This is a genomic window from Curtobacterium sp. MCSS17_016 (assembly GCF_003234255.2).
Classification (GTDB): domain Bacteria; phylum Actinomycetota; class Actinomycetes; order Actinomycetales; family Microbacteriaceae; genus Curtobacterium; species Curtobacterium flaccumfaciens.
Genome location: NZ_CP126254.1, coordinates 1,290,191 through 1,311,712 on the forward strand (window position 1 = coordinate 1,290,191; position 21,522 = coordinate 1,311,712).

Sequence of the window (21,522 nt, forward strand, 5' to 3'; positions counted from 1 at the left end):
CGGCCCGGGAGGCCCGTCCAGCGTCCGTCACGGACGCTGCGGCGGGCCTTCCTGCGTTTGTCCTGAGCGGGCGTTAGGGTTCTGCCCATGGCCGGAGGCACCAAGTCGACCACGCGCTCGCGCGCGTCCACGTCGTCCCGTGGCAACGGGACGCGCGGTTCGTCGCGCACCCAGGCCACGACGAAGAAGCTGCCGCAGGCCGCACCCACGCCGGTGTTCCGCGAGCAGAACCCGCTCGTGACCTTCTGGCTCGCGATGGCGCACGGCGTCGGCGCGATGTTCCGGCTGCTCGGCAAGGAGACCCTCGAGAAGGACCAGCGGCGCGACGGGTTCCCGTTCCTGCTGTTCCTGCTGGCCATCGCCGGCGGGGTCGTCGAGTGGCTCAACCCGACCAACAGTGTCTCCGTCGCACTCGACGCGTACACGTTCGGCGGGCTGTTCGGCCGCCTGGCCTTCGCCCTGCCCGTCATCATGATCGTGTTCGCCGGGTGGTTGTTCCGGCACCCGGCCTCGGTGCACGACAACACCCGGATCGGCATCGGCCTGGGCATCCTGATCGTGTCGATCGCCTCGCTCTGCCACGTCTTCGGCGGCCGACCGAGCGCGGCCGACGGCATGCCCGCGCTGGCCGCCGCAGGTGGGGTGCTCGGCTGGGTGGTCATCGGCTGGCTCGTCACGATCGCGACCGCCTGGGTGGCCGTCCCCGTGGCGATCGTGCTGCTGGTGCTCTCGCTCTTCATCATCACCAAGACGCCGCCGAACAAGCTCGGGCGACGCCTGCACGAGCTCTACGCCTACCTGTTCGGCGCCCCGGCCCCCGCAGCAGAACCCGAGGCCGACGCCGCCGCCGTGGCGGAGCCCGCCGCCCGTGCCCGCACGTCGAAGCGCGGCAAGAAGGGCGACACCGACTTCCAGCTGTTCGACGACCTCGGGTTCGGTGACGAGCAGGCCGCTGCCGACGCCGAAGCCGGTGGCGACAACGTGCCGTGGTGGCGCCGGAACAAGTCCGGGCGCGAAGAGGACCCGGCGTACGACAGCCCCGTGCTGCCCCCGGCCAGCGGGGTCGCCCCGGCTGCCGCTGCCGTCGCGCCAGCTGCCCCCGTCGTGCCCGCTGCGCCCGCCGTGAGCCCGAACGCCGGTGCCGCCGCCGGGCTCGTCGACCTCACGCCGGCCGAGCCCGCGTCGGTCAACCTCAACGACTCCGTCGAGCAGGACCTGCAGGACGCCGAGCAGGCCCTCCGCGCGTTCGGCACCGACGTCCCCGCGCGGCCGGAGCCGACCGCCGACATCCGTCCCGCGGTGCCCGAGGTGCTGTCCGAGCCTGAGATCGTCGACGAGCCGGAGGACATCGACGCCGCCGCCGAGCTGAGCGCGGCCGCCGCCGGTTCCGATGACGATCCGTCGAAGCCCTACCGACTGCCCGCCGCCACGACGCTGAGTTCCGGAACGCCCTCGGTCGCGCGCAGCCAGGCGAACGACGACATCGTCGCCGCCATCACCGGGGTGCTCACCGAGTTCAAGGTCGACGCGAAGGTCACCGGGTTCTCCCGCGGGCCGACGGTGACCCGGTACGAGATCGAGCTCGGCCCCGGCGTCAAGGTCGAGCGGGTCACGGCCCTGTCGAAGAACCTGTCGTACGCGGTCGCCTCGAACGAGGTCCGCATCCTGTCGCCGATCCCGGGCAAGAGCGCCATCGGCGTCGAGATCCCGAACACCGACCGCGAGATCGTCTCGCTCGGTGACGTGCTGCGCTCGAACGCCGCCCGCAAGTCGAAGCACCCGATGACGATCGGCGTCGGCAAGGACGTCGAGGGCGGCTTCGTCGTCGCGAACCTGGCGAAGATGCCGCACCTGCTCGTCGCCGGCTCCACCGGTTCCGGCAAGTCGGTGTTCATCAACTCGATGATCACGTCGCTGCTGATGCGCGCGAAGCCGTCCGAGGTCCGCATGGTCCTGGTCGACCCGAAGCGCGTCGAGCTCTCGATCTACGCCGGTGTCCCGCACCTCATCACGCCCATCATCACGAACCCGAAGAAGGCGGCCGAAGCGCTGCAGTGGGTCGTGAAGGAGATGGACATGCGGTACGACGACCTGGCGTCGTTCGGGTTCCGCCACGTCGACGACTTCAACAAGGCGATCGAGAACAACGAGATCATCTTGCCGGCGGGCAGCGAGCGGAAGCTCAAGCCGTACCCGTACCTGCTCGTCGTCGTCGACGAGCTCGCCGACCTCATGCTCGTGGCGCCGCGTGACGTCGAGGAGTCGATCGTCCGCATCACCCAGCTCGCCCGCGCCGCCGGCATCCACCTGGTGCTCGCGACGCAGCGCCCCTCGGTCGACGTCATCACCGGCCTGATCAAGGCGAACGTGCCATCGCGCATCGCCTTCGCGGTGACGAGCGTCACGGACTCCCGCGTCATCCTCGACCAGCCCGGCGCCGACAAGCTCATCGGTCAGGGCGACGCGCTCTTCCTGCCGATGGGCTCGTCCAAGTCGCTCCGCGTGCAGGGCGCCTGGGTGCAGGAGGGCGAGGTCGCCGAGGTCGTCCAGCACGTCACGCGGCAGGCGCAGCCCGAGTACCGCCAGGACGTCCAGGCCGTGGTCGAGCGCAAGGAGATCGACGCCGACATCGGTGACGACCTCGAACTCCTGCTCGCGGCCGTCGAGCAGGTCGTGTCGACCCAGTTCGGCTCGACGTCGATGCTGCAGCGCAAGCTCCGCGTCGGCTTCGCCAAGGCCGGTCGCCTGATGGACCTGATGGAGTCGCGCGACATCGTCGGGCCGTCCGAGGGCTCGAAGGCCCGCGACGTCCTGGTGACCGCCGACCAGCTGCCCGCGGTGCTCGCGAAGCTCCGTGGCGAGGAGCCGCCCGCCGCGGCCGCTCCGGCAGCGCCGGCCCCGACGCCGTCCGGCGACGGTGACCGCTACGGAGCAGACCCCGTCGGGGACATGACCCGCGGGTACGATGAAGTCCACGACGAGCCCGATGAGGACGCGTGGGGACTGACGGGCAGGGAGTGACGGCGATGACCGCCTCGGACAGCACGAACACCACGCACGGCGCACGGTTCCCGTGGCGCGGGCGGCTGCTGCGCAAGGGCCCCGGCCCGGCGTCCACCGCGAACGTCGCGAACATCATCACGGTGGTGCGCATCCTCATGGCGCCGCTGTTCTTCGTCCTGCTGCTCACCGACGCCGGCAACGACGGGCCGCTGCGCATCTGGGCCGCGGTCGTCTTCGTCGTGGCCATCGTCACGGACAGCGCCGACGGCATCATCGCCCGTCGGCAGAACCTGGTCACGGACTTCGGCAAGCTCGTCGACCCGATCGCCGACAAGGTGCTCATCGGTGGTGCGCTCGTCGCGCTGTCGATCCTGCAGGAGCTGCCCTGGTACGTGACCGTGCTGATCATGGTGCGCGAGATCGGCATCACGGTCTTCCGGTTCGCGGTGCTCTCCGACCGGGTGATCCCGGCCAGCCGCGGCGGCAAGATCAAGACCGTGCTGCAGGCCGTGGCCCTGACGGCAGCGCTGTTCCCGTGGTGGAACCTGGTCGGCGACTGGGCGCACTGGGTCAACGGCATCCTGATGACGGCCGCGTTCCTGGCAACGATCCTGAGCGGGATCGACTACCTCTGGCAGGCATGGAAGCACAACCGCACCACCGCATGACCGGACCCGAGCGCTCGACGCAGGCCGCGCCTCCAGTCCCGGTCGCACCGGGACTCATCGCCGAACTGACGGCGCGGGGCGAGACCCTCGCCGTGGCGGAGTCGCTGACCGGCGGCCTCGTGGTCGCGACCCTCGTCGACGTGCCGGGCGCGAGCGCCGTCGTCCGCGGTGGCGTCGTGGCCTACGCGACGCCCGTGAAGCACTCCGTGCTCGGGGTCTCGGCGGAGCTGCTCGAGGCCGAGGGCGCCGTGCACCCGGAGGTCGCCCGGCAGATGGCCGCCGGTGTCCGGATCGCGCTGTCCGTCGACGGGGAACCCGCGACGTGGGGGATCAGCACGACGGGCGTCGCCGGCCCGGACCCGCAGGACGGCAAGCCCGTCGGCACCGTGTACGTGGGGATCGCCTCCGCCGCGGGGGCTGAGGCCTTCGAGCTGCACCTCGACGGTGACCGGGGAGCAATCCGGCACGCCACCGTCTCCGAACTCCTTGCACGGATGTCGTCCGAGGTCCGGGGCCGGGAATAGGTCCCGTTTCCACTGGGTTACATCTCACGAAATCTCCAGCAGTACGGCAGCCAGCCTGGCTAACATGCTGCAACCGGCAACGCTATTGTTGCTGAACCCGAACTCGATCCACCGGACCGAGCGGGCGCGGAGACGACAGAGAGGAGGAGTTCTCATGGTTCTCGTTCGTCAGGAAATCGGCGATGTGCTCCGGGACTTCCGCTTGCAGAAGGGCCGGACCCTCCGTCAGGTCGCGTCCAAGGCCAGTGTCGCGCTCGGGTACCTCAGTGAGGTCGAGCGCGGGCAGAAGGAAGCCAGCTCGGAGATCCTCGCGTCCGTCGCGGATGCTCTGGACACGCCCATCTCGACCATCATGCGCGAAGTGGGTGACCGCCTCGCGATCGTCGAGGGGCTGACCCCCGTCCCCGACACGCTCCCGGACGACCTCGTCGCCGAGTTCGACAACGACCTCGCGGTGCGCTGAGCGCACCGCACCGAACGCCCTCGCCGGTCCTTCCCGGCGGGGGCGTCCTGCGTTCCGGCCCACGACCACGCGCCTAGGCTGGTCGGATGCGCGTGAGTGAGTTCTGGCGAGCCGTCGACCAGGTGTTCGGTGAGGCCTACGGTTCCGTGGTCACCCGTGACGTCGTGCTCGAGGGGCTGGGCGGTCGCTCCGCCGTGGACGCCCTCGCGGCTGGCATCGAGGCCCGCCGGGTGTGGGACGCACTGTGCGACTCACAGGACGTCCCGATGGACCGGCGGCACGGCAAGGGCCTCGCCGAACCCCAGGACTGAGCGGGTCCCGCGGGGCGGCGCACCCGAAACTGTGTTCGGCGTGTTGCTCGAACGCGTGTTCGATCGGTGGTAGCTTCCTCCACAGCGGCGTCGCCCGGATGTTCCATCCACAGATCGCGTGACCGTCGGCAGTGATGTCGGTGGCTCGCCATAGGTTGATGGACATCGGGAACAGCCCGAAGCCTTGTCGCAGAACCATCGGCCTTGCACCACCGGCCGGCGTGGACGCGACAGCCTACAGGCGGCCGAACACGAGCACGAAGGAGCACCCCATGCCATCACCGGCAGACCGCGAGAAGGCCCTCGAGACCGCACTCGCACAGATCGACAGGCAGTTCGGCAAGGGTGCGATCATGCGCCTCGGTTCGGACGAACGCGCCCCCGTCAACGTCATCCAGACCGGGTCGGTGGCGCTGGACGTCGCGCTCGGCATCGGTGGCCTGCCCCGCGGCCGCATCGTCGAGATCTACGGCCCGGAGTCGTCGGGTAAGACGACCCTCACCATCCACGCCATCGCCAACGCCCAGCGCGCCGGTGGCATCGCGGCCTTCATCGACGCCGAGCACGCGCTCGACCCCGAGTACGCCAAGAAGCTCGGTGTCGACATCGACGCCCTGCTCGTGTCGCAGCCCGACACCGCCGAGCAGGCGCTCGAGATCGCGGACATGCTAGTCCGCTCCGGCTCCATCGACCTCATCGTCATCGACTCCGTCGCGGCCCTCGTGCCCCGTGCCGAGATCGAGGGCGAGATGGGTGACTCGCACGTCGGTCTGCAGGCCCGCCTCATGTCCCAGGCCCTGCGAAAGCTCGCCGGTGGCCTGAACCAGACGCAGACCACGATGATCTTCATCAACCAGCTGCGCGAGAAGATCGGCGTGTTCTTCGGTTCGCCGGAGACCACCTCGGGCGGTAAGGCGTTGAAGTTCTACGCGTCCGTCCGCCTCGACATCCGTCGCATCGAGACGCTCAAGAGCGGCACCGACGCGGTGGGCAACCGCACGCGTGTCAAGGTCGTCAAGAACAAGATGGCACCGCCCTTCAAGCAGGCCGAGTTCGACATCCTGTACGGCGTCGGCATCTCGCGCGAAGGCTCGCTGCTCGACTTCGGTGTCGACCACGGCATCGTCAAGAAGTCGGGTGCCTGGTACACCTACGACGGCGACCAGCTCGGGCAGGGCAAGGAGAACTCGCGTTCATTCCTGATCCAGAACCCCGAGATCGCTGCCGACATCGAAGGCAAGATCCTCGCCAAGCTCGGCGTCGGCGGCGCCAAGGCCGAGGACGCCCCGGTCGAGTCGATCGCGCCGAAGCTCGCGGAGCGCAAGGGCGCGTGAGCACCGACCACGACGACGACGGCCTCGCACCGGTCACCGACCTGTTCGGTGCGAGGTCGCGTCGCCGTGCCCCCGTCACCCCGGTGACGCCCGCGATCCCCGAGCCTCCGGTGTCACCGGACGAACCGCGCGACACCGACGGCTGGGCGCTGCTCGAGTCGGACGAAGGTCGTGCGGACGAGTTCCCCGCATCGTTCGACGCCGATTCGCCGGTGCCCCTGCACGGTGCCCGCGGACCGGCAGCATGGGTGTCGCCCGTCATCGGTGACGGCAGCGGGCGCTCGACCCGTGCGGAGCAGGACGGCTACGACTCCGAGACGGCTGACGCCACCACGGCGTCGGTGTTCTCCATCGCCGGCGGCGGGGAGATCGACCCGGCCGACGCACCCCGTCCGCTCGACGAACAGCGCGCCGACGCCGAACGGCTCAGCCTGCGTGCCCTCGGGCGCAAGGGCGTGAGCGAGTCCGAGATGCGGACCCTGCTGCTGCAGCAGGACCTCGACCCCGACGTGGTCGAGCACGAGATCGAGCGGTTGACCCGTGTCGGGCTCCTCGACGACGTCGCCCTCGCCACCGACCTGGTGGATCGACTGCACGCCCGCAAGGGCCTCGGTCGACAGGGTGTCGTGACGGAGCTCCGTCGCCGGGGGATCGACCAGGTGGCGATCGACACCGCACTCGACGAGGCCGCCGACGACGAGGACGACGAGTTCCTCCGCGCGCAGGAACTCGCCGACAAGCGGGCACCGCAGATGCGCGGACTCGACCGGGCCACTGCGGAACGCCGGCTGTCCGGCTTCCTGATGCGCAAGGGCTACAGCTCCGGTGTCGTCCGGATCGCCGTTGCGCGGGCACTCGACGGCGGCGGGAAACGGCCGCCTTCCGGCCGCGGGACCGTCCGTTTCGAGTAGCCGCTCCGACCTACACTGGGACGACCATGGCCACCGTCGAAGCGCGCCCCCGCACCTACGAAGTCCGCACCTACGGGTGCCAGATGAACGTCCACGACTCCGAGCGGTTGAGCGGGTCACTGCAGGCCGCGGGCTACACCGCGGCGGGCGGTGCGCAGGCCGACGTCGTCGTCATCAACACCTGCGCGGTGCGCGAGAACGCGGACAACCGCCTGTACGGCAACCTCGGGCAGCTCGCGGGGATCAAGCGCGAGCACCCGGGGATGCAGATCGCCGTCGGCGGGTGCCTGGCGCAGAAGGACAAGAACGTCATCCTCGAGAAGGCGCCGTGGGTCGACGTCGTCTTCGGCACGCACAACATGGGGTCGCTGCCGACCCTGCTCGAGCGGGCGCGGCACAACGACGAGGCGCAGATCGAGATCCTCGAGGCGCTCGACGTCTTCCCGTCGACGCTGCCCACCAAGCGCGACTCGACGCACAGCGGGTGGGTCTCCATCTCCGTCGGCTGCAACAACACCTGCACGTTCTGCATCGTCCCCTCGCTCCGTGGCAAGGAGAAGGACCGCCGTCCCGGTGACGTCCTGGCCGAGATCCAGGCGCTCGTCGACGACGGCGCGATCGAGGTCACGCTGCTCGGGCAGAACGTGAACTCCTACGGGGTCGAGTTCGGCGACCGTCAGGCGTTCGGCAAGCTGCTGCGGGCCACCGGGGCCATCGAGGGCCTCGAGCGCGTCCGCTTCACGAGCCCGCACCCGGCGGCGTTCACCGACGACGTCATCGACGCGATGGCCGAGACCCCGAACGTGATGCCCCAGCTGCACATGCCGCTGCAGTCGGGTTCCGACCGGGTGCTCAAGGCCATGCGCCGGAGCTACCGCAGCGAGCGGTTCCTCGGCATCCTCGACCGCGTCCGCGCGAAGATCCCGCACGCGGCGATCTCCACCGACATCATCGTCGGGTTCCCCGGCGAGACCGACGCCGACTTCGAGGACACCCTGCGCGTCGTCGAGCAGGCACGGTTCGCCTCGGCGTTCACGTTCCAGTACTCGATCCGCCCGGGCACCCCGGCCGCGACGATGGACGACCAGCTGCCGAAGCACATCGTGCAGGAGCGCTACGAGCGACTCGTCGCCCTGCAGGAACACATCACCGCGGAAGAGAACGCACTGCAGGTCGGCCGGAGCGTCGAAGTGCTCGTCGCCTCGGGCGAAGGGCGTAAGGACGACGCCACCCGCCGGCTCTCCGGTCGCGCGGAGGACTCCCGGCTCGTGCACTTCACCGTGCCCGCCGGGTCCGAGGTCCCGCGCCCGGGCGACGTGGTCACCGTCGACATCACCCGTGCCGCACCGCACTTCCTGCTCGCCGACGACGACGCTCCGCTGCGCATCCGACCCACCCGGGCCGGCGACGCCTGGGACCGCGCGCAGGCCGAGAGCTGCGGCGTGCCCACGCCCGCTGCCGCCACGGGCGACGGGCCCCGTCCGGTCTCGCTCGGGCTGCCGACGCTCCGTGTCGGGCGCTGAGCTCCCCGGGGCTGTGCCGACGAGCGCCGCGTCGCCCGCACCCGGTGACGCCGCGGACCTGATCGCAGTCGTCGGGGCGACGGGCACCGGGAAGTCCGACCTCGGCATCGCGATCGCGGAACGGCTGCGTGCTGCCAGCCGGAATGCCGAGATCATCAACGCGGACGCCATGCAGCTGTACCGGGGCATGGACATCGGCACTGCGAAGCTCCCGCCGGCCGAACGGCACGGCATCCCGCACCACCAGCTCGACGTGCTCGACGTCACCGACGAGGCGAGTGTCGCCGCCTACCAGGTCGCCGCCCGGGCCGACGTCGACCGGATCCAGGCCGACGGTGGCGTGGCCGTCCTCGTCGGCGGCAGCGGCCTGTACGTCTCCGCGGTGTTGTTCGACCTGGCGTTCCCGGGCACCGACCCCGAGCTCCGTGCGCAGCTCGAGCGCGAGCACGAGGAGCTCGGCCCGGGCATCCTGCTCGAGCGACTCCGCGCCCTCGACTCGGCGGCCGCCGCGACGATCGACGCGCGCAACCCACGGCGGTTGATCCGTGCACTCGAGATCGCGAGCCGATCCGAGGTCGTGACCCCGAGCCTCCCGGCCGCGCCCCGCGCCTGGCGACCGTCCCGGATCCTGCACCTGCGGCGTGACCGCGAGCAGCTCGTGTCGGCGCTGCACGAGCGGGCCACGCGGATGTTCGAGGCCGGACTCGTCGACGAGGTCGCGGCCCTCCGCGAGCAGGGACTCGAGCAGGGCAAGACCGCGCGGGGCGCGATCGGGTACTCGCAGGCGCTCGAGGTGCTCGCCGGCACGGCGACCCGCGAACAGGCGGTCGAGGCGACCGGCATCGCGACCCGGAAGTACGCCCGGCGGCAGGTGTCGTGGTTCCGCCGGTACGCCGAGGCCGAGACGCTCGACGTCACGGGCGCGGACCGCGGCGACCTGTCGGAACTGGCCCGTAGGATCGTGCCGTGACCGAGCTGCACTTCACCAAGGGCCAGGGGACCGGCAACGACTTCGTCCTGTTCGCCGACCCCGACGCCACCGTCGACCTGACCCCCGAGCGGATCCGCGCCATCGCGGACCGGCGCTTCGGCGTGGGCGGCGACGGCGTGATCCGCGCCGTGCGGTCCGAGGCGATCCCCGAGGGGCGGGCGCTCGTGGCCGTCGAGCCCGAGGCGACCTGGTTCATGGACTACCACAACGCTGACGGCACGGTCGCGGAGATGTGCGGCAACGGCATCCGCGTGTTCGCCCGGTACCTGACCGAGTCCGGCCTGGTCGAGCTCGCTCCCGGCGAGACGCTCACCGTCGGCAGTCGCAAGGGGCTGGTCGACATCCAGCGCACCACGAACGGTTTCGCCGCCGACCTCGGCCGCTGGGGCCTGGGCATCGAGGGCGGTGGTTCCGACGACGTGCTCGTCCGGGCGAAGAACCTCGACGGGGCGCGGCCCGGCATCGGCATCGACGTGGGCAACCCGCACGTGGTCGTCGCCGTCGAGACCGAGGACGAACTGGCGGACCTCGACCTGACCTTCCTGCCGGTGCTCGAACCGGCGCCGGAGCACGGTGCGAACGTCGAGTTCGTGCTGCCCGGCGACCCGCTCATCAGGGACGGCGTCGGCGAGATCACGATGCGGGTCCACGAGCGGGGCAGCGGTGAGACGCTGTCGTGCGGCACCGGGGCGGTCGCAGCGGCCCTCGCCACCCGTTACTGGGTCGGTGCGGGTGCGCCGGACACCTGGCGGGTGCGGGTGCCGGGTGGCCTGCTGACGGTGCGCATGACGGCGACCGAGGACGGCGAGCACGTGTCGTTGTCCGGTCCCGCCGAGCTCGTGTTCTCCGGCGACCTGACGGTCTGACGGTCTGACGCGGCGCCTCGTTGCCGCTTCGTGAGCAGAAATGGTCGGGTGCCCAGCGGCGACCCGACCATTCCTGCTCACGAAGTGCACGCACACGAAGTGCGCTCGCGCCCTACGCGCTGCGCTGCACCCGGATCACGCGAAACCCCTTCGCCGTCGACTCCCGCGTGACCGCGAACCCCGAGCCGAGCGCCCCGACGAGCCACTTCTGCAACGAGTCACCCCCGAGGTCCTTCGACACGACGAGCCAGGCGTCGCCCCCGACCTCGAGCCGGGGCAGCCACGTCAGCAGGATCTGGTGCAGCTCGTCCTTGCCGACACGGATCGGCGGGTTCGACCAGATCGTGCGGAAGCGCAGGTCGGCCGGCACGTCGTCGGGCAGCGCGACCGTGACGTTCGATGCCCCCGCAGCAGCAGCGTTGGCGCGCGCGAGCCCGAGCACCCGCTCGTTGACGTCGACACCCCACACCTGGGCGTCGGGGGACTGCAGGGCCATCGTGATCGCGATCGGGCCCCAGCCGCAGCCGATGTCGAGCAGCGCTCCGTCGGCAGCGGGTGCGGGCACCGAACCGAGCAGGACCTTCGTGCCGCGGTCGACGCCGTCGGGGCTGAAGACCCCCGCCGCGGTCGACAGGGTGAGGGGCTGACCGGCGAGCGTGACGTGCACCTGGCGCGGCCGGAGTTCGCTCTCGGGGCTGGCCGAGAAGTAGTGGTCGTTCGCCATGGATGAACCGTACCGGCAACCGAGTGTGTCGCAGGGCCTCCAGAGGTAGCCTGTGCACAGGATGACGGATACCCATCAGCAGAACCACCAGACCAACGACGACAGCGCAGACGGTGTCGTCGAGAGGGTGTTGCGCAACGCAGACCACCGCGCAGCATCGTCCATCTTCGCACCCGCCCAGGCCATCCAGACGCAGTCGGTCGACGACCGCAGCTGGACCGGCGACGGCGACCAGTACGACCGTGAGGACCGTGCGGCGCTGCGCCGTGTCGCCGGCCTCTCCACCGAGCTCGAGGACGTCACCGAGGTCGAGTACCGCCAGCTGCGGCTCGAGCAGGTCATCCTCATCGGCGTCTACCCCCAGGGCGATGCCTCGGACGCCGAGAACTCCCTCCGCGAGCTCGCGGCACTCGCCGAGACCGCGGGCGCCGTGGTGCTCGACGGGCTCCTCCAGCGTCGGCCGAACCCGGACCCGGCCACCTACCTGGGCAAGGGCAAAGCCCAGGAGCTCGCGATGGTCGTCAAGGCCACCGGCGCCGACACGGTCATCGCCGACACCGAACTGGCACCCTCGCAGCGTCGTGCGCTCGAGGACGTCGTGAAGGTGAAGGTCATCGACCGCACGGCCGTGATCCTCGACATCTTCAGCCAGCACGCGAAGACCCGCGAGGGGAAAGCGCAGGTCGAACTCGCCCAGCTGCAGTACCTGCTGCCTCGACTGCGCGGTTGGGGTGACTCGATGTCCCGGCAGGCCGGTGGCCAGGTCTCCGGAGGCGCTGGCATGGGCTCTCGTGGCCCCGGTGAGACGAAGATGGAGCTCGACCGCCGCAAGATCCACACGCGGATGGCGAAGCTCCGCCGGCAGATCGCCGGGTTCACCCCGGCCCGTGAGGCCAAGCGTGCCGAGCGCAACCGCAACGAGGTCCCCAGCGTCGCGATCGCGGGCTACACCAACGCCGGCAAGTCGTCGCTCCTCAACCGGCTGACGAGCGCGGGCGTGCTGGTGCAAAACCAGCTGTTCGCGACGCTGGACGCCACCGTCCGTCGGACCGAGAGCGCCAAGGGCCGGGAGTTCACGTTCGTCGACACGGTCGGCTTCGTGCGCAACCTGCCGCACCAGCTCGTCGAGGCCTTCCGCTCCACCCTCGAAGAGGTCGGCGACGCCGACGTCATCGTGCACGTGGTCGACGGCTCGCACCCCGACCCCGGTGCGCAGCTGTCCACCGTGCGCGAGGTCATCGGCGACGTCGGTGCGGGTGACATCCCGGAGATCGTCGTCTTCAACAAGGCCGACCTGATCGACGACGCGCAGCGCCTCGTGCTCATCGGACTCGTGCCGGACGCGGTGTTCGTGTCGGCGCGCACCGGCGAGGGCATCCCGGAGCTCCTCAGCGTCATCGAGGACCGCCTGCCGGAGCCCGACGTCGACCTGACGATCGTGGTGCCGTACGACCGCGGCGACCTGGTGTCGTCGCTGCACGACACCGGCTCGGTCGAGTCCGTCGACTACGTCGAGGACGGCACGCGCCTGCGAGTGCGCGTCTTCCAGCGGCAGGTCTCCGAGCTCGAGCCCTACGTGGTCACGCCGGTCCCGACCGTCTGACGGTCACCTCCGACAGGCGCTGGCGCTGGGGAGCGCTGCCGCGCGGCCTGGAGGCCCGTCACGGGTCCGCCGGACGCCGTCACGTCGCCGAGACGCCCCGGAACACACGAAACGCCGCCGGATCCGGCGGCGTTTCGTCGTGCATGGGGCGTCGTACGGTGACGACGGCGTCTCGCGCTGGTGCAGCGCGAGCCGCGGTCAGAGGGAGCGGAGGACCGCGACGACCTTGCCGAGCACGGAGGCGGCGTCGCCGAGGATCGGCTCGAAGGCGGAGTTGCGCGGCAGCAGCCACGTGTGACCGTCGCGCTGGCGGAAGACCTTGACCGTCGCCTCTTCGTCGAGCATGGCCGCGACGATGTCACCGTTCTCGGCGGTCTGCTGCGACCGGACGACGACCCAGTCCCCGTCGCAGATCGCGGCGTCGATCATCGACTCACCGACGACCTTGAGCATGAACAGCTCGCCGGTGCCGACGAGCTGTCGGGGGAGCGGGATGATCTCGTCGACGTGCTGCTCGGCGGTGATCGGGACACCGGCGGCGATCCGGCCGACGAGCGGCACGAGCGTGGTGGCGTCGATGTCCGGGCCGCCGACGTCGGACGACGGCTCGTCGACCAGGACCTCGAGCGCGCGCGGGCGGTTCGGGTCGCGGCGGATCCAGCCCCCGAGCTCGAGCTGGCCGAGCTGGTGGGAGACGCTGGAGAGCGAGGAGAGCCCGGCGGCGTCGCCGATCTCGCGCATGCTCGGCGGGTAGCCCCGTGAGGCGATCGACGCACGGATCGCGTCGAAGATCGCCTGCTGCTTCGGCGTCAGCGGCTTCTGGCCCCGCAGTTCGTCCACCACGTCGTCTCGCTTTCGTCGGTGCCGGTCCGGCCGCGGCGGGAATGTCGGTGGTCCCCGTCAGGCTTGTCCCAGTCGATCGAAACAGTATCCGACCAGCCAGGGCCGGACAAACACCTGTTCGAGCGTGTCGCAAGAAAACCCCGCAGAAATCCACTCCCAGGACTTGTGCGTCGTCTGATTCGAAACTATGTTCGGTACACGACTTCGGTTCCACCGAACGGGAAGGCAAGAACGACATGAGCACCATCGCCATCGCTGACATCCAGCGCACCGCGGCGCCCGCCGTGCGTACCCGCCTGCGTCTGACGCGTCGCGGCCGCATCGTCTTCACGACGCTCGCCGCGCTCCCGCTCCTCATCGTCGTCGCCCTCGGCGTGCTGAACGGCGGGCAGGCCTCCGCCGGAGACGCCACCGCCGGCGGCGCCCGCACCCAGTTCGAGACCGTGACGATCCAGCCGGGCGAGACGCTCTGGCAGCTCGCCGAGCAGACGGCGCCGAACTCGGACCCGCGTGACTTCGTGCAGGACGTCGTGAGCCTCAACGCGCTCGACGGCTCCGCGCTGCAGGCCGGCGAAGAGATCGCCATCCCCACCAAGTACACCGACGGCGAGTAGCCACTCGGGCAGCGCCGTCCAGACGGCTGGTCGTCGCACGGTGACAGCGGCCTACGATGGATCGGTGGCATTCACGCTCGAAGACCTCCCGATCCGAGACGACCTGCGCGGGCAGAGCCCGTACGGCGCTCCGCAGAAGCACGTCCGCGTGCAGCTCAACGTCAACGAGAACACGCATCCCGTTCCGGACGACGTCGCTGCCGACATCGTCGAGTCGATCCGGCAGGCCCTGCTGACGGTCAACCGGTACCCGGACCGCGAGTTCACCGAGCTCCGGCAGTCGCTCGCCGACTACCTCGGGCACGACCTGACCGCCGAGCAACTCTGGGCGGCGAACGGGTCGAACGAGGTGTTGCAGCAGCTCCTCCAGGCGTTCGGCGGACCAGGTCGCTCGGTGCTCGGGTTCCCGCCCACCTACTCGATGCACTCGATCCTCGCGTCGGGCACCGGCACCAGGTGGATCCCTGCCCAGCGCGACGACGAGTTCCGCATCTCGCCCGAGACCGTCGTGGCGGCGATCCGAGAGCACCAGCCGGACATCGTGTTCCTCTGCGGGCCGAACAACCCGACCGGCACCCCGCTCGACATCGAGACGATCGCGGCCGCCTACGACGCGACCGACGGCATCGTGATGGTGGACGAGGCGTACGCCGAGTTCATGCCGTCCGACGCCCCGAGTGCCCTCACGCTGCTGCCCGGTCGTGAGCGCCTGGTGGTCTCCCGCACGATGAGCAAGGCGTTCGCGTTCGCCGGTGCCCGGGTCGGGTACATGGCCGCGCACCCCGCCGTCGTCGACGCCGTCCGGCTGGTCCGGCTGCCGTACCACCTGTCCGCGCTGACCCAGGCGGCGGCGATCGCGGCACTCCGGCACGCCCCCGAGATGCTGGCGATGGTCGACGACATCAAGGCACAGCGCGACCGCATGGTCACCGAGCTGCGGGACATGGGGTACCGCACCTACGAGACGTGGTCGAACTTCGTCCTGTTCGGTGGTGTCGCCGACCCGAACGCCGCGTTCGAGGCGCTGCTCGAGCGCGACGTGATCGTGCGCGACCTCGGGATCCCGAACCACCTGCGGGTGAGTGCGGGGACCGAAGCCGAGACGACCGCGTTCCTCGACGCCATGCGGCAGGTCGCCGCCGAGCAGCCGCCGGTTAGGGTTGAGGCATGACCGCCCGCACCGCCTCGATCAGCCGTTCGACGAGCGAATCGAGTGTCGAACTCGAGCTCGACCTGGACGGTACCGGGACCTCGTCGATCTCGACCTCCGTCCCGTTCTTCGACCACATGCTGACCGCGTTCAGCAAGCACTCCCTGATCGACCTGCGGGTGCGGTCGACGGGCGACACCGTCATCGACGTGCACCACACGGTCGAGGACACCGGCATCGTGCTCGGTCAGGCGATCAAGCAGGCCCTCGGCGACCGCTCCGGCATCGGCCGGTACGGCGACGCCCTGGTCCCGTTGGACGAAGCGCTGGCCCAGGCCGTCGTCGACGTCTCCGGGCGTCCGTTCCTGGTGCACTCCGGCGAGCCCGCGGGCTTCGAGTTCCACCGCATCGGTGGCCACTTCACCGGTTCGATGGTCCGCCACGTGTTCGAGGCGATCACGTTCAACGCCGGCATCACCGTCCACGTCCGCGTGCTCGAGGGCCGCGACCCCCACCACATCGCCGAAGCCGAGTTCAAGGCGTTCGCCCGAGCCATGCGCAAGGCGGTCGAGCTGGACCCGCGCGTCGACGGCATCCCCTCCACGAAGGGCGCCCTGTGACAACCGCCAAGCCGAACGTCGTCGTCCTCGACTACGGGTCGGGGAACGTCCACTCCGCCGCCAAGGCACTCGAGCGCGCCGGCGCCGAGGTCACCCTGACCTCGGACAAGCAGGCGGCGCTCAAGGCCGACGGCCTGCTCGTCCCCGGCGTCGGGGCGTTCGCCGCCGTGATCGACCAGCTCGAGGGCGTGCAGGGCGGCGAGATCGTCGACCACCGTCTGGCCGGCGGGCGACCCGTGCTCGGCATCTGCGTCGGCATGCAGGTCCTGTTCTCGCGGGGCATCGAGCGTGGTGCCGATGTCGAAGGGCTCGGCCAGTGGCCGGGCACCGTGCAGGAGATCCAGGCCGAGGTGCTGCCGCACATGGGCTGGAACACCGTGCAGGCCCCCGAGGACTCCGTGCTGTTCGACGGGCTGCACGACGAGCGCTTCTACTTCGTGCACTCCTACGGCGTGACCGACTTCCCGCTCGAGGCGTACGGGCCGTTCCGCGCGCCCCGTCTGACCTGGGCCGAGCACGGGCAGCCGTTCATCGCCGCGGTCGAGAACGGGCCGCTCACCGCCACGCAGTTCCACCCCGAGAAGTCCGGCGAGCCGGGCATCCGCCTGCTCTCCAACTGGGTCCGCACGCTCTGAACCCGGCCGGCACCGGGCGCGACGGCCGCGCCGGACGCGCACCGGGCCTCCCGGCTGTCCGCAGCCCCTTCTCCACCGCAACGAAACCGACAGGACCATGACCGACCTCACCGACACCCCGCCCCTCGTCCTGCTGCCGGCTGTCGACGTCGTCGACGGACAGGCCGTGCGACTCACCCAGGGCGAGGCGGGGAGCGAGACCGGCTACGGCGACCCCGTCGCCGCTGCCCGGACCTGGCGTGACCAGGGCGCCGAGTGGATCCACCTCGTCGACCTCGACGCGGCCTTCGGTCGTGGCGACAACCGCCGCGTGATCGCGCACGCCGTCCGCGAGGTCGAGGGTGTCTCGGTCGAGCTGTCCGGCGGGATCCGCGACGATGCCTCGCTCGAAGCGGCACTGGCGACCGGTGCGGCGCGCGTGAACCTCGGCACCGCGGCGCTCGAGAACCCGGACTGGGCAGCGCGGGTGATCGGTGAGTACGGCGAGCAGATCGCCGTCGGGCTGGACGTCCGCGGCACCACGCTGTCGAGCCGCGGCTGGACCGAGGACGCCGGTGACCTGTGGGAGGTGCTCGACCGGCTGGAGGCCGCCGGGTGCGCCCGCTACGTGGTGACCGACGTCACGAAGGACGGCACGCTGCAGGGGCCCAACGTCGAACTGCTCCGCCAGGTGTGCGACCGGACCGACCAGCCCGTGGTGGCCTCCGGCGGGATCTCGACGCTCGACGACCTCCGTGCGCTCCGCGAACTCGTGCCGTACGGGCTCGAGGGCGCGATCATCGGCAAGGCGCTGTACTCCGGGGCGTTCACGCTGCCGGCCGCACTCGACATCGCCTCTGAGTAGCGCCGTGGCGGGGATCTCGAACGGCCGCGGCACCGGGCCGGAGGCCGACGACGCGCACACCCCCGGTGGGGCGGCGGACTCGGCGGGCTTCTCGTGGGAAGGTCGCACGTTCGACCACCACGACACCGCGTTCGCGGACGACGACGGACTCGCCGATCCCGCGGTGGTCGCGGCCATCGGTGCGATCGCCGGGGGTGCGTCCCAGGCGGCGATCGTCGAGGCGCTCCGGACCGCCCGGCTGCTCATCCCCCTCATCGCCGAGGCGGGCGACGTGGGGGAGACCGATCAGGGCAAGCTCGTCGACAAGACCCAGGAACTCTCGATCGTGACGGTCGCCGGTCCGGACGGTCGCAGCGTGATGCCGGCGTTCACCTCGGTCGACGCCATGCACGCGTGGGACCCGGACGCGCGCCCGGTGCCGGTGGAGTCCCGCCGTGTGGCGATGGCCGCAGCGAGCGAGGACACCCAGCTCGTCGTGCTCGACCCGAAGTCCCCGACCGAGTTCGTGCTGCGTCGTCCGGCCGTGTGGGCGCTCGGGCAGGACCTGCCGTGGACCCCGTGCTTCGAGGACCCCGAGGTGGCCCGCGCCTTCGCGGCCTCGGTCGAGGGGGAGCCCAGCGTCGCCCGTGTGGAACTCGCGCCGGGCGACCCGGTCGGCCGGTTCGCCGGGCCGGAGTTGACGGTGGGCCTGGCGCTGCACCCGGGGCTCGATCGCGAGCAGGTCGGCGAGCTGGTCGGGCGGCTGCAGCAGCGGTGGTCGACCGACCCCGTGATCGCGGAGCGGGTCGACAGCATGCGCGTCGCCCTGCGCGCTGCCTGACGAGCAGCAGTGCGGCGGTGCGACCCGGCCCAGCCCGAGGTCGCCGGTACGATGACGGGGTGAGCCCGAACCCGACGACCAACCCCACCGGCGCGACCACCCACGGTCCGACGGGGCGTCCCGTCCGGGACTTCCCCGTGCCCGAGGAGCTCGACAGCACCGGCCCCGCCCGCATCATCGCGCTCTGCAACCAGAAGGGCGGCGTCGGCAAGACCACGACGGCCATCAACCTGGGCGCCGCGCTCGCCGAGTACGGCCGCAAGGTCCTGGCCGTCGACTTCGACCCGCAGGGTGCGCTGTCCGCGGGCCTCGGCGTCAGGACGCACGACATCCACACCGTGTACGACCTGCTCATGGGTGCCGTGAAGGACCCGAACCAGGTCATCCAGCCGACGAACACCCCCGGCCTCGACGTCATCCCGGCGAACATCGACCTGTCCGCCGCCGAGGTGCACCTGGTCAACGAGGTCGCCCGCGAGCAGATCCTGGCGAGCGTGCTGCGCAAGGTCGCGAACGACTACGACGTGATCCTGGTCGACTGCCAGCCGTCGCTCGGCCTGCTCACCGTGAACGCCCTGACCGCGGCGCACGGCGTGCTCATCCCGCTCGAGTGCGAGTTCTTCGCGCTCCGCGGTGTCGCGCTGCTCATCGAGACGATCGACAAGGTGCGCGACCGCCTCAACCCGGCGCTCAAACTCGACGGCATCCTGGCGACCATGTACGACTCGCGCACGCTGCACTCGCGCGAGGTCATGGAGCGGGTCGTCGACACCTTCGACGACCGCGTGCTCGACACCGTCATCGGCCGCACCGTGAAGTTCCCGGACGCCACGGTGTCCGCACGTCCGATCACGCAGACCGCGCCGGACCACCCTGCCGCCCACGCCTACCGGCAGCTCGCACGAGAGCTCGTCCAGCGTGGCGCCGTCGCCTGACGCGGGGTTCCGGGTCCGGCTCGCCAACTTCGACGGACCGTTCGACCTCCTGCTGTCGCTCATCACGAAGCACGAGCTCGACATCACCGAGGTGTCGCTCGGTGCCGTGACGGGGGAGTTCATCCAGTACGTCCGGCAGGCCGAGTCCGCCGACGAGCTCGACGAGGCCAGCGAGTTCCTGGTCGTCGCGGCGACCCTGCTCGACCTGAAGATCGTCGGGCTGTTGCCCCAGGGTGAGCTCGTGGACGCCGAGGACGTCGCCCTGCTCGAGGCCCGCGACCTGCTGTTCGCCCGACTGCTGCAGTACCGGGCATTCAAGCAGGCCGCCGACTGGTTCGGGGAGCGCTGGGGCGTCGAGTCGCGCCGGCACGTCCGCAGCGTCCGGCTCGAGGAGCGGTTCCGCGCGCGGACGCCGGAGCTCGTCTGGACCCTGTCGGTGCAGGACTTCGCCGCACTGGCCGCGCTGGCCTTCGCCCCGCGGGAGATCCCGACCGTCGGCCTCGACCACCTGCACGCCCCGCTCATCAGCATCCGCGAGCAGGCCGCGATCGTCGTCTCGATCCTCCGCACCCGCGATGGTGAGGGCGTCTCGTTCCGTGAACTGGTCGCGGGCGTCGACCAGACGGGTATCGTGGTGGCTCGCTTCCTCGCGATCCTCGAGCTGTACCGGAACGCGTCGATCTCGTTCGAGCAGCTCGAGCCGCTCGGGGAGCTGACACTGCGGTGGACCGCCGAGGACTGGTCCGACGAGAGCCTCGCGAACCTGGGAGCCGACTATGACGGATGACGTGCACGACACGTCCAGCGCCGAACCCGGCGGCGCTGACGAGATGGCCGACGCCCGCGCGATCGAGCACGAGATCCACGAGCGCACCGCATCGCAGTCCCACCCCACCATCCCCATCGACCGGCAGCTCGAGGCCATCCTGATGATCGCCGACCAGCCGCAGTCACTCGTCGCCCTCGGTGCTGCCGTCGGGTCGCCCGTCCCCGTCGTCCGCCAGGCGATCGAACGCCTGGTCGCCGACTTCGACGGCGTCGACGGCACGATCCGCCGTGGCTTCGAACTGCGCGAGGTCGGTGGCGGCTGGCGCTTCTACGTCCGCGCCGACCTGGACCCCGTGGTCGAGCAGTTCGTCGAGGCCGAGCGCCCCTCGCGGCTGTCGCAGGCCGCACTCGAGACCCTGGCGGTCGTCGCCTACAAGCAGCCGATCACCCGCTCGCAGATCGCTGCGATCCGCGCCGTCAACGTCGACGGCGTCGTCCGAACCCTGGTGGCACGCGGCCTCATCGAGGAGTCGTTCACCGACGCCGAGACCGGCGCCATCAACTACGTCACGTCCGACCTGCTCCTGCAGCAGCTCGGCATCAACTCGCTCGACGAGCTGCCGCTCATCTCGCCCCTCCTGGACGACGGTGCGGACGGCTTCGAGCAGAACGAAGGGATCCCCGATGGCAGGGTTTGACGACCGGGGGCGCGGCGCGCCCCGAGACCGAGACGACCGCAACGGACGCTCGGGAGGCCCGGATCGCTCCGGCCGCCCGGCCGGCGGACGCGGCGGGGCCGGTTCCAGTGCCGGTGGCCGCTCCGGCGGGTACGGTCGCGACGACCGCGGGGGCGCACGCCCGCCGCGTGACGACGACCGTCGTGGCGGGTACCCGTCGCGTGACGACCGCGGCGGCGACCGTGGTGGGTACCGCGGGGCTTCGGCGCCGCGTGACGACCGTGGTGGGTACCGGGGTCGTGACGACCGTGCCGGTGGTGGCGACCGTGGTGGGTACCGCGGCAACTCCGCTCCGCGCGACGATCGCGGTGGCTACCGCGGCCGCGACGACCGTGGCGCGTCCGCTCCGCGCGACGACCGCGGTGGCGACCGTGGGGGGTACCGCGGGGCTTCGGCGCCGCGTGACGACCGTGGTGGCTACCGGGGTCGTGACGACCGTTCCGGTGGTGGTGACCGCGGCGGCTACCGCGGCAACTCCGCTCCGCGTGACGACCGTGGTGGGTACCGCGGCCGGGACGACCGTGGTGCTTCGGCGCCGCGCGACGACCGTGGTGGCTATCGGGGCTCCGCTCCGCGTGACGACCGTGGTGGCTACCGGGGTCGCGACGACCGTGGGAGCTCGGCACCCCGCGACG

At 70.8% G+C, this 21,522-nt stretch carries 22 protein-coding genes; 20 read left to right on the forward strand and 2 right to left on the reverse strand.

Annotated features, from left to right (window positions below; translation table 11 throughout):
* Positions 1-87: 87 nt before the first annotated feature.
* The 10 genes from DEJ19_RS06215 to dapF all read left to right on the forward strand — a co-directional run bounded on the left by DEJ19_RS06215 (position 88) and on the right by dapF (position 10,594).
* Entirely contained in the window at positions 88-3,021 is a 2,934-nt protein-coding gene (locus DEJ19_RS06215; protein ID WP_111233652.1) for an FtsK/SpoIIIE family DNA translocase, read from the forward strand.
* A 5-nt stretch (positions 3,022-3,026) separates the two neighbouring features.
* Positions 3,027-3,671, forward strand: coding sequence for a CDP-diacylglycerol--glycerol-3-phosphate 3-phosphatidyltransferase (gene pgsA, locus DEJ19_RS06220; protein ID WP_071405653.1), 645 nt, complete (start codon positions 3,027-3,029; stop codon positions 3,669-3,671).
* Positions 3,668-4,195: a CinA family protein gene (locus tag DEJ19_RS06225; RefSeq protein WP_111233651.1), complete on the forward strand. Its 528-nt coding sequence runs from the start codon at positions 3,668-3,670 to the stop codon at positions 4,193-4,195. The genes pgsA and DEJ19_RS06225 overlap by 4 nt, the downstream gene beginning before the upstream one ends.
* Positions 4,196-4,349: 154 nt before the next feature.
* Positions 4,350-4,658, forward strand: coding sequence for a helix-turn-helix domain-containing protein (locus tag DEJ19_RS06230; RefSeq protein WP_027464765.1), 309 nt, complete (start codon positions 4,350-4,352; stop codon positions 4,656-4,658).
* Positions 4,659-4,744: 86 nt separating this feature from the next.
* On the forward strand, positions 4,745-4,969 hold the full coding sequence (locus tag DEJ19_RS06235; RefSeq protein ID WP_071405602.1) for a DUF3046 domain-containing protein: 225 nt from the start codon (positions 4,745-4,747) through the stop codon (positions 4,967-4,969).
* Positions 4,970-5,241: 272 nt separating this feature from the next.
* Positions 5,242-6,303 (forward strand): recombinase RecA, encoded by a 1,062-nt coding sequence (recA, locus tag DEJ19_RS06240; protein ID WP_027464767.1) that lies wholly within the window; start codon positions 5,242-5,244, stop codon positions 6,301-6,303.
* Positions 6,300-7,214, forward strand: a complete 915-nt coding sequence (locus DEJ19_RS06245; RefSeq protein WP_111233650.1) for a regulatory protein RecX — start codon at positions 6,300-6,302, stop codon at positions 7,212-7,214. Before recA ends, DEJ19_RS06245 begins: the two co-directional genes overlap by 4 nt.
* 26 nt (positions 7,215-7,240) lie before the next feature.
* A complete protein-coding gene (gene miaB / locus DEJ19_RS06250; protein WP_111233649.1) occupies positions 7,241-8,737 on the forward strand; it encodes a tRNA (N6-isopentenyl adenosine(37)-C2)-methylthiotransferase MiaB in 1,497 nt (498 codons plus the stop codon).
* Positions 8,724-9,707, forward strand: coding sequence for a tRNA (adenosine(37)-N6)-dimethylallyltransferase MiaA (gene miaA / locus DEJ19_RS06255; RefSeq protein WP_502869786.1), 984 nt, complete (start codon positions 8,724-8,726; stop codon positions 9,705-9,707). Before miaB ends, miaA begins: the two co-directional genes overlap by 14 nt.
* On the forward strand, positions 9,704-10,594 hold the full coding sequence (dapF, locus tag DEJ19_RS06260; RefSeq protein ID WP_111233648.1) for a diaminopimelate epimerase: 891 nt from the start codon (positions 9,704-9,706) through the stop codon (positions 10,592-10,594). Before miaA ends, dapF begins: the two co-directional genes overlap by 4 nt.
* A gap of 112 nt (positions 10,595-10,706) precedes the next feature.
* On the opposite strand, the gene DEJ19_RS06265 is transcribed toward dapF, so the two are convergent.
* Positions 10,707-11,318, reverse strand: a complete 612-nt coding sequence (locus tag DEJ19_RS06265; RefSeq protein WP_111087549.1) for a class I SAM-dependent methyltransferase — start codon at positions 11,316-11,318, stop codon at positions 10,707-10,709.
* A gap of 61 nt (positions 11,319-11,379) precedes the next feature.
* Here DEJ19_RS06265 and hflX point away from each other — a divergent pair, with 61 nt between their 5' ends.
* Positions 11,380-12,921, forward strand: a complete 1,542-nt coding sequence (gene hflX / locus DEJ19_RS06270) for a GTPase HflX (protein WP_111233647.1) — start codon at positions 11,380-11,382, stop codon at positions 12,919-12,921.
* Between the two features lie 198 nt (positions 12,922-13,119).
* Here the strand turns inward: hflX and lexA are convergent, their stop codons facing one another.
* On the reverse strand, positions 13,120-13,764 hold the full coding sequence (gene lexA / locus DEJ19_RS06275) for a transcriptional repressor LexA (protein WP_027464773.1): 645 nt from the start codon (positions 13,762-13,764) through the stop codon (positions 13,120-13,122).
* Between the two features lie 236 nt (positions 13,765-14,000).
* On the opposite strand from lexA, the gene DEJ19_RS06280 reads away from it, so the two are divergent.
* The 9 genes from DEJ19_RS06280 to scpB all read left to right on the forward strand — a co-directional run bounded on the left by DEJ19_RS06280 (position 14,001) and on the right by scpB (position 20,848).
* Positions 14,001-14,378, forward strand: a complete 378-nt coding sequence (locus DEJ19_RS06280; protein ID WP_027464774.1) for a LysM peptidoglycan-binding domain-containing protein — start codon at positions 14,001-14,003, stop codon at positions 14,376-14,378.
* A 64-nt stretch (positions 14,379-14,442) separates the two neighbouring features.
* A complete protein-coding gene (locus tag DEJ19_RS06285) occupies positions 14,443-15,549 on the forward strand; it encodes a histidinol-phosphate transaminase (RefSeq protein WP_110864745.1) in 1,107 nt (368 codons plus the stop codon).
* Positions 15,546-16,148 (forward strand): imidazoleglycerol-phosphate dehydratase HisB, encoded by a 603-nt coding sequence (gene hisB / locus DEJ19_RS06290; RefSeq protein WP_111233646.1) that lies wholly within the window; start codon positions 15,546-15,548, stop codon positions 16,146-16,148. The genes DEJ19_RS06285 and hisB overlap by 4 nt, the downstream gene beginning before the upstream one ends.
* Positions 16,145-16,783: an imidazole glycerol phosphate synthase subunit HisH gene (hisH, locus tag DEJ19_RS06295; protein ID WP_110864747.1), complete on the forward strand. Its 639-nt coding sequence runs from the start codon at positions 16,145-16,147 to the stop codon at positions 16,781-16,783. The genes hisB and hisH overlap by 4 nt, the downstream gene beginning before the upstream one ends.
* Before the next feature lie 97 nt (positions 16,784-16,880).
* Positions 16,881-17,627, forward strand: a complete 747-nt coding sequence (priA, locus tag DEJ19_RS06300; RefSeq protein WP_017885902.1) for a bifunctional 1-(5-phosphoribosyl)-5-((5-phosphoribosylamino)methylideneamino)imidazole-4-carboxamide isomerase/phosphoribosylanthranilate isomerase PriA — start codon at positions 16,881-16,883, stop codon at positions 17,625-17,627.
* A gap of 4 nt (positions 17,628-17,631) precedes the next feature.
* Complete coding sequence (locus DEJ19_RS06305; RefSeq protein WP_111233645.1) at positions 17,632-18,447, forward strand: SseB family protein; 816 nt, start codon at positions 17,632-17,634, stop codon at positions 18,445-18,447.
* Between the two features lie 59 nt (positions 18,448-18,506).
* Positions 18,507-19,382 (forward strand): ParA family protein, encoded by an 876-nt coding sequence (locus DEJ19_RS06310; protein ID WP_017885900.1) that lies wholly within the window; start codon positions 18,507-18,509, stop codon positions 19,380-19,382.
* Positions 19,366-20,169 carry a segregation and condensation protein A gene (locus tag DEJ19_RS06315; RefSeq protein ID WP_171907825.1) on the forward strand — a complete coding sequence of 268 codons (804 nt, stop codon included), beginning with the start codon at positions 19,366-19,368 and terminating at the stop codon, positions 20,167-20,169. Before DEJ19_RS06310 ends, DEJ19_RS06315 begins: the two co-directional genes overlap by 17 nt.
* Positions 20,159-20,848: an SMC-Scp complex subunit ScpB gene (gene scpB / locus DEJ19_RS06320; RefSeq protein WP_258377438.1), complete on the forward strand. Its 690-nt coding sequence runs from the start codon at positions 20,159-20,161 to the stop codon at positions 20,846-20,848. The genes DEJ19_RS06315 and scpB overlap by 11 nt, the downstream gene beginning before the upstream one ends.
* Positions 20,849-21,522: the final 674 nt, after the last annotated feature.